Source organism: Anaerobiospirillum sp. NML120449 (assembly GCF_023051105.1).
Taxonomy (GTDB): domain Bacteria; phylum Pseudomonadota; class Gammaproteobacteria; order Enterobacterales; family Succinivibrionaceae; genus Anaerobiospirillum.
The window spans coordinates 12,146-25,914 of the sequence record NZ_JALKIL010000043.1; the positions used below are offsets into that span (position 1 = coordinate 12,146).

The window sequence follows — 13,769 nt, forward strand, 5'->3', positions numbered from 1 at the left end:
TTCCATGCTGCCTGGCCTGGTTGCCTGGTCTGGCTGCCTGACCTGGATGACTGGCATGGCCTTGCCTGGAGGGAACGGCGCGCAGGGCAGGGATGAGCGGCTGGACTTACCGGTTGTGGTGGTGGCGGTGAGGTGAGGGTGAAAAAAATTAAGGTCAGTCTTGAAATGGTGTGTGCCCGTCCCCAGTTAGTAGAACAGCTGCAGGGGATGGGCTGCTGCTAGCTAATCGCGTGAGCACCATATCTGATGCTCAGGACGATTAGCCAGCCCCGGCCATTTGCCTGCATGGTTTGTAGTTTAGTTCTGGACAATAAGGCTGCCGCATTGTGCGGCCTGCCAGAACAGAGCAACCGGCCAGATCAGGAGCAGGAGCGCGACCTCTGGTCAGCGCTTTTACTGACGGTGCCGGTGGAGATTAAAAATGTCAGCTACTGTACACGGCTTTCAGACCGAAGTTACCAAGCTTTTAAACTTACTTGCTCACTCCCTGTACTCAAATAAGGAAGTTTTCTTACGTGAGCTGATTTCCAACGCCTCTGACGCTATCGACAAGCTCCACTTCATGTCCCTGACCAACCCGGAGCTTATCAAGGATGATCCTGAGTTCAAGATTCGCGTTCGTGCCGACAAGGAAACCAGCACTCTTACCATCCAGGATAACGGTCTTGGTATGACCCTTGAGGAGGCCAATGCCAACCTGGGTACCATTGCCAAGTCCGGCACTGAAGAGTTTGTAAAGAATCTCTCAGGTGATCAGGCCAGGGATTCCCAGCTTATCGGTCAGTTCGGTGTAGGCTTCTACTCTGCCTTTATCGTAGCCGACCAGGTTACCGTAATCTCCCGTTCTGCCAAGGCCACTGCTGAAGAGGGCGTACGCTGGACCTCTACCGGTAACGGTACTTTCGAGTCTGAGAACATCTCTGTTCCAGAGCGCGGCACCAAGATCATTCTGCACATCAAGGAAGGCAACACCGAGTTCCTGGAGAACTGGACCTTAAGAGCAGCCATCACCAAGTACTCTGACCACATCAGCACTCCTGTTGAGCTCTTTGATACCACCTATGAAAAGGATGAGAATGCTCAGCCAGCCGAGGGTGAGGACAAGGAGCCGGAGCCAAAGGAAGTTCAGAAGTTTGTTCAGGTCAACAATGCCCAGGCCTTATGGACCCGCAATCCTAAGGAAGTTAGCGATGATGACTACAAGAGCTTCTACAAGCACGCTTTCAACGATTACTCCGACCCTCTGAGCTGGTCTCACAACAAGGTTGAGGGTGAGCTTGAGTACACCTCCTTACTGTACCTGCCATCCATGGCTCCAATGAATATGATGATGCGTGACAACCATCATGGCATCAAGCTGTATGTACAGCGTGTATTCATCATGGATGAGGGCGAGCAGTTCCTGCCATCCTACCTGCGTTTCGTACGCGGTCTGGTAGACACCAATGCTCTGCCATTAAACGTATCCCGTGAACTCCTTCAGGAGAGCCGTGTCAGCCGCAGGTTAAAGAGCGCCATTACCAAGCGTGCTCTTAACATGATTGAGAAGCTCAGCGCTGACAAGGATCAGTACGCCAGATTCGTTGCCTCATTCAACGATGTTCTCAAGGAAGGTATTTCTGACGACCGCGAGAATGGCAACAAGATTCTCAAGCTTATCCGCTTTGCCTCTACCGAAGACTCACGTCCAGCCTGCAATGTCTCCCTGGACGACTACATCTCCCGTATGAAGGACAAGCAGAAGAACATTTACTACATATGCGCTGACGACTATGAAAAGGCCGTCAACTCACCATACATCGAGCGTCTGAAGGCCAAGGGTATCGAAGTTCTGCTCCTGTGGAAGCAGCCTATCGATCCATGGATTACCTCTTTCCTCAATGAGTACGAGGGCAAGAAGTTTATCTCTGCCAACTCCGCCGACCTTGATCTGGGCGAGCTCGAGGACGAGCAGGACAAGGAGAAGCGTGAGCAGGTTCAGAAGGACAATCAGGATCTGATAACCCGCTTCAAGGAGGCCCTTGGTGCTTCAGTTGAGGATGTCAGGGTAGCTGATGGTCTGACCGAGTCTCCAGCCTGTCTGGTACAGTCTGCCACCAGCGCCGGTTTCAGCCAGCAGATGCGCTTCCTGGCAAAGATGCAGGGCTCCGAGCTGCCTGAGGAGACATTTATCCTCGAGATTAACCCTGAGCATGCTCTGGTAAAGCAGGCTTATGCCGAGCCTAACGAGACCGTCTTCAAGGACTGGGCAAGACTGATCTTCATGCAGGCCAGCCTGGCTGACCAGGGTTCCATCAAGAATCCGCGTGAGTTCGTTGAGCTCATGAACCGTATGCTGGTAAAGGGCAGCGCCCAGGCTGAGGTTAAGGCCGAAAGCAACGGTGACAGCTCCATCGAGGCCTGATAACAGTCCCGGTAAGGGCCTGATACAGACCGGCCGCTCACAGCCGGCTGGTCACAGCCGACAGACTGGCCCGGCCTGGCAGCTGCATGCAGCTCAAGCACGCGCAGCTGCCTCAGGCATGAGCGGCCAGCATATGCGACCAGTAATACATTCTTAAAAAGCCCCTGCAGGAGTAATCCTGGCAGGGGCTTTATGATCCAAAAAGGGTAAAAAATCAGATATACAAGGCCAATAACGGCTGATTTTGCTCCAAATTGGTTATAATAAAAATGTACTTTATCGAATTGTCATAATTTCAGGAGCAAAAATGCGCATTATTCTGTTAGGACCACCTGGTGCAGGCAAGGGCACTCAGGCTCAGACCTTAACCAAGGCTTTTTCCATTCCTCAGATTTCCACTGGTGACATGCTGCGTGCTGCCATCAAGGAAGGTACTCCTTTAGGCTTAAAGGCCAAGGAAGTAATGGATGCCGGTCAGCTGGTTTCTGATGACATCATTATCGGTCTGGTAAAAGAGCGCATTGCTGCTGACGACTGCAAGAACGGTTTCCTCTTTGACGGATTCCCTCGTACCATTCCACAGGCTCAGGCCCTGGTTGATGCCGGCATCACCATTGACGGTGTAGTTGAGCTGCAGGTACCAGACGAGAAGATTGTAAAGCGTATGTCAGGCCGACGTGTTCACCTTGCTTCCGGCCGTACCTACCACATCGTTTACAACCCTCCTAAGGTTGAGGGCAAGGACGACGTAACCGGTGAGGATCTGGTAATCCGTGCTGATGACGAAGAAGCCACCGTACGTTCCCGTCTTGAGGTTTACCACACTCAGACCGAGCCTCTGGTAGCTTTCTACAAGGATCTTGCTGACAAGGGCCAGACTTTATTCATGGCTGTTGACGGCAACCGTCCAGTAGAGACCATCGCTCAGGAAGTAGTTGACGGTTTAAAGGCCGCTGTCAGCAAGTAATATAAGCTGATCAGCTGCCTGAAAAGAGCCCCGGAAAAGACTGCAGTTCACACTCGGTCATTTGCCCGGGGCTTTTTTTATCCCCATCAGCTCAGCCTGCACCAGAACCGCAGCCCCTGCACTGCCGTGCCCATGCTGCAGGGGTACCCCATGGGGCCGCTCCTGGCATGCTGCGCCTGCCGCACAGCTATGACCGCAGGGCATGCGGCATGGCCATGTTGTGCAGGGCCTGCTGCACAGGGCAGGCCGCTCAGAGGCATTGTGCGCAGGCAGGGGCCAGCTGGTGCGGCGGGCTGATGACAGCGTTTTTATGGCCTGCGGGTATGGCCAGGGCAAGCCAGGGATAAAGTGTGGTATAAATACAGGGCCGTAATTGTAAGAACGTCCCAGGGAGCAAAATCCCAGGTAATTATTTTCTTTTGGGGGCAGGTACTTTGTGTCCTGAGCAAAACTGATGAAATTTCCATTACTTGTTACTTCAGCTCTGATTGTCTCCAGCACCTGCTGGGCTGCCGGCAAGGCCAGTGACCCCAATGTTTCCATTCCTGATGCCGCTGTAGCCGCTTCAAGCGGAGCTCCTGCCCATCCACTTACTGCAGCTGAGGCCCGTGAGCACAATATTCCATGCCCGGCTTTCTGGACTGTTCAGCCAAATCCAAGTGTGGAGAACTCTCTGTCTTACGTTCATGAGTCAGGCGATCTGGCCATCAGTGTGACCTATATTTCCGACAAGAGCGGTGAAACCGTTACTCCGGCTGCCTTCTCCCGTGTGGCAGCCGAGCAGATGAGCTGCACCATGCCGGTAAAGTCCAATCTGCTCAAAAATGCCTGGGCTTTTAACTGCGATAACAATATCGAGGCTCTGGTCTATGGTGAGACCGGCAAGCTGGTGCTGCTGGGCATTTCAGGACGCAATGAAGAAACAGAGAGTCTGCTCGACAACTTCATCTCATTCCTTGATTATCAGTCCCTTCGTTAATACCCGTCCCCCTGAGGTACAGGGCAGCCCACGTGCTCACCAGACCTGCAGGCGCAGTGCATGCTGCACGCGCACAACAGACCTGCAGGCGCAGTGCATGCTGCACGCGCACAACAGGTGACAGCTGCATTGGCACGTCCATGCCATGAGCAGAAGCTGCGTACCTGTGCATAGCAATGACGCTGCACACTGCCGCTGCGCGCCGGCTTTGCCCGGCAGGGTCGCAGGTCCGACTGCCAGGAGATATTTATTTTCCTCACATGAAAGCCATGAGCATCACTGCCCATGGCTTTCATGTTAATAAGGCCATGAATCTCCATTACCATCAGTCAGGATGATGGTCATGGTCATAAACAGGCTGTGCAAACGGGGCTGCCCCTGTCTAATGCCATTTCAGGGGATGACCCTGGTCATTGGAGGCAGGTCAGTTTCATGTAAGTGAGCTGGGCTTGTCAGGCATGGGCCAGCGATCTGCATGAGACAGGGAGCTGCATGGGGCGAGTGCTGCACAGTGGCTGCAGAGTCAGCGTACGGCGCGGGCCAGGGTGAGCAATAGGGCCGACTTGTCGGGGCGCAGGGCAGCGTCTATGTGCGTAATTAATGTGAACAACGTTACAAAGAGCTCAAGTCAACTTGACCATGATCACATTGTCTTAATGCACAATTGCCATGTATCTGCTTTTGACGGGTTATAATTGCATCACCTGACGTGCCCTTTTTGCACGCAGGAGCTGTTGATTAAATCAACAGCAGGATTGTCTGTTTTCCGCACTGCAGCTGTTCTTCTGCCGTTACCCGCCCGCAGCCCGGTCCTTGATAAGGACTCAGGAGGCTTTGTTATTGTCCCTGCATAAGGGCAGTAGCATAAAACGCTGGACAGTGCAGCGTGTATGCAGGGCTCATGGTCATTTCCTGCAGTTGTACAGGACACACCAGACTGTCCCTGGCCGTCAGAATGTGAGCTGACTTAGCCCGGGACATGGTCTGCCCATACGACCGGGGACTGTCAGTATCTCAGAACCCTGCGTTTGCGGACATGCTGTCTGAAGCCGCCTGTGCAGTCGTTAAGGCTGTTGCTGTCAGGCAGCCTGTATAAGCCCCCAGGGCAATTGTGTTAATCACAGAGTCATGCTGCTGTTCAGGACTACGCTGTTACCCGTGCTAACGCTCCGGTAATACCTGGCATGTTACTCTGATGCAACTTACATGAGGTTGTGCGGTGTCGGATAAACTGCCACCGTAAATGCGCTTATATGTCTGACTCAATACCTGCCGTTGAAGTAAAAAACCATAAAGGAAAGACTGTAGAACCTTTATCTGTTAACAGATCAGCTGCTTCCTGCAGCTCTGCAGTCTCTGATTTCCATGACAATGATTCCCATGGCAGCCGTGCCTGCGGTATCAGCCTTGCCGGTATCAGCTTGCGCAAAAGCACCAGTGCTCAGAGCAAAGAGCGCTTTGACCGTGAGTATTGTCGTGGTGCTGCCGGATATGTAGGCAACCACAACGCTCCTGTGTTCTATCAGAAGGCCACAGCAGAGCATTTTGCCTCAAACGTACATGAATGTGAGCAGATCATTTTCCATGACAGTCCTGATGACCTGCGCAGGCGCTCTAAAGATGAGTGCAGCGTGCGTGATGGTGACTGTCCAGATAGCGGCTGTCCTCTTGATGATGATGGCTACGGTGACGACAGCAGCTCTGGAGAGGGTGAGTTGCCTAACCTCCATCAGCTTCACGCTTTCAGTTCAGGCAAAAAGAACCATGACCCGGTCAGTGACAGCTCAGAGGGAGACTGCCGGTCAGAGCATTGTTGTTCCCGCAAATCAAAGTCATCCTCTTCAGACGTAAGTACAGGTGCCTGCTGTTGTAAAGATGATGATTCTGATATTGATATGAGTGCAGACAGTGAGAAGAGTGTCAGACCTTGCTGCGGTGAGGCTCTTGAGGCATGCAGTGCCGATGAGATTGCTTTTGGTGATGTAAGGGAAGCTCGCATGTATGCAGACGGGGATGATGACTGCTCCCAGGATGATTGTGCAGAGCTTGAGGACGGCGACAGCTGTGACGTCCTTGCAGGTGTGGACCCATGCTTCACAGGAATATCTGTATCTGCGGGCCAGTCGGCTCCCCGTATTCACAAGTCGACCATTTTGATTATTGATGGTGATGATCAGAGCTGCCGCTATATCAAGAAGTCACTGGGCAATGAGCATTACAAAACCTACGTGGCTCATGACATGCGCCAGGGCGCCATTCATGCGGCTACCCGCAAGCCTGATTTGATCCTGATCAATAACGAATTGCCAGGCGGCTGCGGCGTTCAGCTCATCAAAAAGATTCGTGGCTATTCTCTGGTTCCTATCATGGTTATTTCCGCAGTTGATGATGAAAAGACCATGGTAGAAGCTCTGGACAGCGGTGCTGATGATTACGTTATAAAACCTTTTGGTGCTGATGAAATCAGTGCCCGAATCAGGGCCCACCTGCGCCGTCGTACCATTCCAAGTGATATTCAAAGCTCCGATACTGTCTTTACCATGGGTAATGTCAGGGTCGACCTGATGCGCAATATCACCACCAAAAATGGCCACGAGGTGCATCTGACCAAGCTGGAAAAGCGTCTTCTTCGTGTGCTGCTTTCAGATCATGGAAAGGTGCTCACTCAGCGCTTTATTACTCAGCAGGTGTGGGGTCCGCATAATCTTGATCAGAATAAGAATCTGCGCATTGTCATCTGTAACCTGAGGGCCAAGCTCGAAGATGATCCTAAAAATCCGGTCTACATCCTTACCGAAACGGGCGTAGGCTACCGTCTGGCCGTATAGCTCCATGCACGGCACCGGCAACTGTGCGAGCTGACCTGCGCCTGGTGCCAGCTGTACGGCATCCCACCTGCATGCCGCATGCAGCGGTGCAGCCCTGAGCCTGCGGCCGGTCCTTATGTCCGGTTTGACCTGGACAAAAAATGCCCTGCAGTCCTGACCTTGGCGGTCAGGGCGGCAGGGCTTTATTAATTCTGGTACTGAAAAGGAGGAGGCCGAATCTTGGATTCGGCCTACTGGGATAGTTGTTCGGTATTACATCATGCCGCTATTGATCAGCTGCAGGATGATATTGTTGCGGCTGTTTGCCTGCATCAGCATGGACATGGAGGCCTGCTGGAGAATTGATGCTCTCATCAGATTGGCCGACTCCTCTGCATAATCGGTATCGCGTATGCGGCTGCGGGCATCAGCAAGATTGGCTGTCATGGTGCCATTGAGTCGAATAACAGAATCCAGACGCACCTGAAGAGCGCCAATGGAACCACGGGCACCGTCAACTGTGGCAATCATGCCGTCAATATCTGCCAGTACGTTTTGTGCTCCCTCGCGTGTAGAGAGGGTGAATTTGCCGTTGGCTACAGAGTTGTTATTTGCTGCCAGTGAGTCGTAGATGTCCTGAAGCCTGAAACTCTGTGACATGTCGTGGGTGATGGTATCACCACTGTAGGCGCCGACCTGCAGGGTAAACTCACCGTTATCGAACATGGTGCTTTGCTGGCCAAGCAAAATGGTCTTGCCACCGTACTTTGTCTGCTCGGCAATGCGGGTAATTTCATCAGCAAGGGCATCAGCCTCGGCCTGCATGGCTTTACGGTCCTCATCGGTATAGGTGCCGTTTGATGCCTGCACAGCCAGAGTTCTGATTTTCTGGAGCATGTTTACTGTTTCGTCCAGAGCTCCCTCATAGGTCTGCGCCAGGGCCTGGCCATCAGCTGCATTGCGGGTAGCCTGGTTATAGCCATTAATCTGCGAGGTCATTCTGCTGGCTATCTGAAGTCCTGCCGGATCATCCTTTGCCGAGTTAATACGAAAACCAGAAGCAAGGCGCTTCATGGCATTATCGGCCATCAGGGTAGCATTATTCAGATATCGCCTGGCCTGCATGGCTGCGATATTAGTAATGAAAATACCCATTCTTCTCTCTTAACCTCATCAAATTCTGTATTACAGCAGTCAGCACGCCGCTTACTGGAATAAGGCAAAAAATCAGGCCTCCAAAGCCCGTAATGCTCAGACCTTTATGAATTTCAGATCCGGGCTTTATGAGCTGGCAGAGTCAAATGACAGGTTCATCTGCAAATGCCTGTCTGGACTTAACAGGCAGAAAATCTTGAGGTGTTGCTCATTCTTTAAAAGGTTATCGGAATGAACAGAAAAATTTTCTCTGATTATGACAGTAATAATTCAGATGCAATGCAGGTAAGGCGGTTAAGCCCAATGTAATAGCGACACCGTTTTTACTAGATATTTATTTGTAATTAAAAATGTCCGGTTAAGCCAGGCTGCAAAGTGCCTGTCTGTTCAGAGAAAAGGCGATTTCTGAGCCGCATTATCAGTGCTGCTCTGACTGCACAAAAGTGATTTTCCAGATACAGCAAAACAGGCTCCCATAGATATACTGGTACCGGGTTACATCACGCTCTTGACCGGCCTTTGCCATGACAATGCATAAGCTGCTCTGGCAGGGGAATTGACCTGTCCCAGGCCCAGGCAACTGCGCGGACGATGCCTGGCCGCGCCGTATACAGCCCTGGCATTTCCTAGCGCGGCATGCTCAGGCCTTGACGCGTCCATGTACGGCCTTTGTGTTAAGGCAAGAAATAGCTAAAAGAGAAAGGACCAAACTTGTTATCCAGCAAGGGACGGCACCGGTGCCGTTTCCCTGGGACGTAACAGGGCCGTTACCATGGGACAGGGCTGTCGCTGTTTCCACAGGGAGGCGCATTGGCCGCACCATGGGGAGGCCCGTGGATGTTTCCATGGGAGGCGCATTGGCCGAACCATGGGGAGGCCCGTGGATGTTTCCATGGGAGGCGCATTGGCCGCACCATGGGGAGGCCCGTGGATGTTTCCATGAGAGGCGCATTGGCCGTACCATGGGACATAGCCATGGATGTTTCCATGGACGTCCTGCTGTGCAGGCTGTCAGGAAATGCCGGTATGCATAAGCATTATTGTGGAGGCATGGGCGGGTGATGAGGGGCGTACTGGAGCAAGTCAGGGCGTGATGATAATTAATTTAATGAATTATTAAAATCATTTTAATAAAAAACATTGGGCTTTTGCGCAGGGGCACAGTCTGCAAAGCGCGTGGTTATCGCAGACACAGGGGCCGGTGCCTGGATCCGAGTTTCAGCCTGGCAACAGGGGAAGAATGATGCATTCATGCAAAGATATGGCATGGATCTCACTTTTTAAGCGCCGTCTTGGATAGAGAAAATGCACTTTGCTAAACTCAATTCGCCTTACAGGAAACAGGCTTCTGTAGCAGCTGCTCAGGCAGCAGGGCCCTGCAGCAGGTCACATGGCAGCGGTCTTACAGGCATTAACACTTCCTTCCTTAGTTATCACAATTTCCGGAGCATCCGGAAGTTTTTCAATTCCTTGTGCCAAGGGCACAAAGTGTGGTGAGTGCACAGTCTGGACATAAAAAGGAGCTGTGCAAATTAATCAACGGGTCAATTACCTCCCGTACTTCAAAAGCCTTAACACAGCAAGCAGAACATGGCCCTGACAGGGCGCAGATTGCCAGGACAGAAGACCTGTCATAAGGCAGTCGTGCTGGCGGCCATGGCTGCCATGCAGCGCAGGGCATTCAGCCGGTAAGGATATGCAGTCCAGGTCCCGATGGTCTGCCAGCAGCTTATTATCAGATTCTGAATATGGACATGCTTTGAGCCATTGACTGTGGCCAGGCGGCCTGACAGTCAGATTTATGGTGTCAGCAGCTCAGTTTCAAGACGGTGCCGGTCAGGGCGCCGAAGAGGTACGGAAAACAGGCAACATTATCAGGAGCAGCATAGATTGAATACTTTTGACTCAGGTCTTGACGTTATAGGCGAGGCACAGGAATTTGTTAACGACGCCAATCGTGGCAGTCTTCCGGTTGATCTGCACTATCTGGAGCTGCTCTCCGAGCAGTACCCTAACCGTGTAGATGCTTTCTCTGAAATCATCAATCTGCAGGCTATCCTTAACCTGCCAAAGGGTACTGAACACTTTGTATCTGACCTGCACGGTGAGTATGAGGCTTTCTGCCACATCATCAATGGATGCTCCGGCGTTATCCATGAAAAGGTTGAGGAGCTCTTTGATATCAGCCCTCAGGAAAAGTCAGCTCTGTGCTCTCTGGTTTACTACCCTGAGGAAGTTATGCGCCTGCGCCGTGAGGCCGGTGAGCTTAATGACCAGTGGTACAAAGAGACTCTTGAGCGCCTGATCAAGCTGTGTAAGTATCTTTCTGCCAAGTACACACGCTCCAAGGTACGTAAGGCTATTGACAAGAATTACAGCTACATCATCGATGAGCTGCTCCACGCTCAGAATGACGAGACTGCCTCCCGTGCTATCTACCATGAGGCCATCTTAAATACCATTTTAAGAACCAGGTCTGCCCATCACTTTGTGACCTCCTTATGCGCTCTGTCCAAGCGTCTGGCCGTAGATCATCTGCACGTGGTAGGTGACGTTTATGACCGTGGTCCAAGCCCTGATCGCATCATGAGCCTGCTCATGAACTATCACAGCATCGATATCCAGTGGGGTAACCACGATATTCTGTGGATGGGCGCTGCCCTTGGTTCCGAGGTATGTATTGCCACTGTGCTGCGCAATAACGTTAACTACTTTAACTACTCACTGCTGGAGAGTGCTTACTCCATTTCTCTGCGCAAGTTAAATGAGTTTGCCAACAAGACCTACACTTATCCGGTAAAGGAGCGCTCAAGGGGAGCTGCCTGTCACCTTGGCAAGAACTTCGCTCCACCAAATGGTCACGGTGCTGACAGTGATCAGGAATACGAAGATCTCATGCAGGCTTTCGAGGACGAAAGCCGCGCCAAGATGGTAAAGGCCATTACCGTTATTGCTCTGAAGCTGCAGGGCCAGCTCATCAAGCGCAACAGCGAGTTCATGATGGATGACCGACTGCTCATGGACAAGATGGACCTCAAGCGTGGTGTAGTAACCATCAATGGCAATGAGTACGAGCTCAACACTGTTGATCTGCCAACCATCAACCCGGAAGATCCGTTCGCCCTCAGCCGTGAAGAGGCTCACCTTATGGAGTCTCTTAAGGAATCCTTCCTCAAGTCTGAAAGACTGCAAAATGAGGTAGCCTTCCTGTACTCACACGGCTCTATCTACAAGTGCTTCAATGGCAACCTGCTTTATCACGGCTGCATCCCGCTTACTGAGGACGGCCGCTTCCGTCAGGTGAATATTGCCGGCAAGATTATGCAGGGCAAGGCTTTCCTTGATTACTGTGACCGTCTGGCCCGTCAGGCTTACACCATCAGAGATCAGAAGAGCCTCGACTTCATGTACTACCTGTGGTGCGGCTTCAACAGCCCTCTGTCCGGCCGTATCATGAAGCCTTTTGAGCGCTACTTTGTTGATGACAAGAGCACTCACAAGGAGCCTAGTGATCCTTACTACAAGCACTATCACAGCGAAGCTACCTGCCGCATGATTCTTGAGGAGTTCGGTCTTGACCCTGAGCTGGGCCACATCATCAATGGCCACACTCCAATCCGTGTTAAGGACGGTGAGCAGCCAATGCGCGGCAACGGCCGCCTGATCGTTATCGACGGTGGTCTGTGCTCTGCCTACCACAAGACAACAGGTATCGCCGGTTATACCCTGATTTCCAACTCCCGTAACCTGGTTCTCAAGGCCCACCGCCCATTTGAAAGCTGCGAAAAGGCTGCCCGTGAGAACATTGACATGATCTCTGTATCTTCCGAGGTGGAGAGATATCCAAAGCGTCTTAAGGTAGAGGACACTGATAATGGTGCCCGCATCAAGCGCAGTATTCATGAGCTTGAGCAGCTGCTGCAGGCCTACGTAAAGGGCACTATTGTCGAGCGCCCATCACGTAAGCGCTGACAGGCAGCCCCGGCCAGCACACAAAAGAATTTGCCGCTTCCGGACTGATCCCGTACAGATCCCGGACAAAGTCCGGACTGATCATGGTCTCAGCCCGGAAGCAGCACCATACAGCCAGACCATGGCTTTCATGGCCCGGCTGCATGATAAAAGAGAAGAGAAACAGACAGGCTCTCATCCTCACAAGGGATGCGGGCCTGTTTCTTTTAGCAGCTCATCATGGCTGCCCCTGAACCCGGCACCCAGCTCTGCATCCAGCCCGGCACTCAGCTATGCATCCAGCCCGGCACTCAGCTATGTATCCAGCCCGGCACCCAGCGATGCATCCAGTCCGGCCTGCCACTGGCAGCATGAGCGCCGGACGCCCTGTTCAGGCAGCACCCCATAAACCATAAGGGCATCATGTCAGCCAGGCATACAACATGGTTTTTGATGTCAGCCTCCATGTCAGGCTACATATACAGCGCTGTGAAGGCTTGCCCGGACTGCCTGATTCATAAAATATGGGCGGTTGCGCAGTGCCAGACTCTGAGGGCTGGGGGAGAGTTTGTCTAAAAGCGTGCCCTGTAACGGGGCTGGTGCAGCTGAAAAATGAGGGTGCTGCTGAGCTGTATGCACCACTTTAGATATGGTCGTGAAAATTTTCCGTACTATGGCTGACAGGGACAGGTTATGGGGATGGCTGTTATGGCCTGCTGGGCACGGGCTGATGATTTAACCCGGGAGTGCAGTGGCATTGGGCGTGCCGGTGCACGCAGTGAACAGTTTATTGAAAGAAAGGCATAAATATCGGGTGCAGCTGCAGGTAATGCGTCGTGCCTTAAAGATAAATTTTATTGATTATCAGCACAGAAGTGCCTTTATAATGCCGGCAAATGTTCACCACTTCAGGACCGGATATAACATGTCGGCTCTTCATTCTTATCTGCATTCAGGCTGCTGCCAGATGCTCAGTGAGCATCAGGATATAAGGCAGCGTGTGCCCGGTGGTCTTTATGATCATCCCGGCCTGAGTGTGCGCCTGAGACCTGTGCCGCATCCGTGTGCCCAGACTGTGACTGCAGATAATTGCGCCCTTGTTGTGCCCCCTTTATGCAGCAATGTGTCCGGTGAATTACAGTATTCTTGTGCCCCTGTGCCTGCGCTATAAAGCCATTATTCAGTATCCCTGAGTAATGGCTTTTTTCATTTCTGGCCCTGGCATATGACAGCCAACTCGCTGGTCCTGGCACAGGCCCGCCAACTTGCTGGCCATGACAAAGGACAGCCAAATCGCTGGCCCTGACACAGGCCCGCCATGGCGCTGGTCAGGGGCCGCCATGGCTCAATGGGCAGGTCCTCTGCAGCGCCATTGCCGCAGCCTCAGACGAGATGCCATGAGCCATAAGCCATGAGCTCGGGCAGCTGACGACGGAGGCTGCCGGAGGCAGTGGTGGTGGTGGTGGCGGAAGGCCGGGACAGGGGAAAATGGAGTGCCAGCTGTCA

The 13,769-nt window shown here is 52.4% G+C and carries 6 protein-coding genes; 5 read left to right on the forward strand and 1 reads right to left on the reverse strand.

Annotation, left to right across the window (positions count from 1 at the left end; all coding sequences use genetic code 11):
- Positions 1-421: 421 nt before the first annotated feature.
- The 4 genes from htpG to MXE41_RS10870 all read left to right on the forward strand — a co-directional run bounded on the left by htpG (position 422) and on the right by MXE41_RS10870 (position 7,178).
- Entirely contained in the window at positions 422-2,404 is a 1,983-nt protein-coding gene (htpG, locus tag MXE41_RS10855; RefSeq protein ID WP_246978443.1) for a molecular chaperone HtpG, read from the forward strand.
- Between the two features lie 307 nt (positions 2,405-2,711).
- A complete protein-coding gene (adk, locus tag MXE41_RS10860) occupies positions 2,712-3,371 on the forward strand; it encodes an adenylate kinase (RefSeq protein ID WP_246978441.1) in 660 nt (219 codons plus the stop codon).
- Between the two features lie 454 nt (positions 3,372-3,825).
- The gene (locus MXE41_RS10865; RefSeq protein ID WP_246978439.1) at positions 3,826-4,350 is read left to right on the forward strand and encodes a hypothetical protein; all 525 of its coding nucleotides are present in this window, start codon (positions 3,826-3,828) and stop codon (positions 4,348-4,350) included.
- A gap of 1,253 nt (positions 4,351-5,603) precedes the next feature.
- Positions 5,604-7,178 carry a response regulator gene (locus tag MXE41_RS10870; RefSeq protein WP_247100502.1) on the forward strand — a complete coding sequence of 525 codons (1,575 nt, stop codon included), beginning with the start codon at positions 5,604-5,606 and terminating at the stop codon, positions 7,176-7,178.
- 252 nt (positions 7,179-7,430) lie between these two features.
- Here MXE41_RS10870 and MXE41_RS10875 read toward each other — a convergent pair whose 3' ends face one another.
- Complete coding sequence (locus MXE41_RS10875; RefSeq protein ID WP_246978435.1) at positions 7,431-8,312, reverse strand: flagellin; 882 nt, start codon at positions 8,310-8,312, stop codon at positions 7,431-7,433.
- A gap of 1,890 nt (positions 8,313-10,202) precedes the next feature.
- On the opposite strand from MXE41_RS10875, the gene MXE41_RS10880 reads away from it, so the two are divergent.
- Entirely contained in the window at positions 10,203-12,284 is a 2,082-nt protein-coding gene (locus MXE41_RS10880; protein WP_246978433.1) for a fructose-1,6-bisphosphatase, read from the forward strand.
- The last annotated feature ends 1,485 nt before the right edge of the window (positions 12,285-13,769 follow it).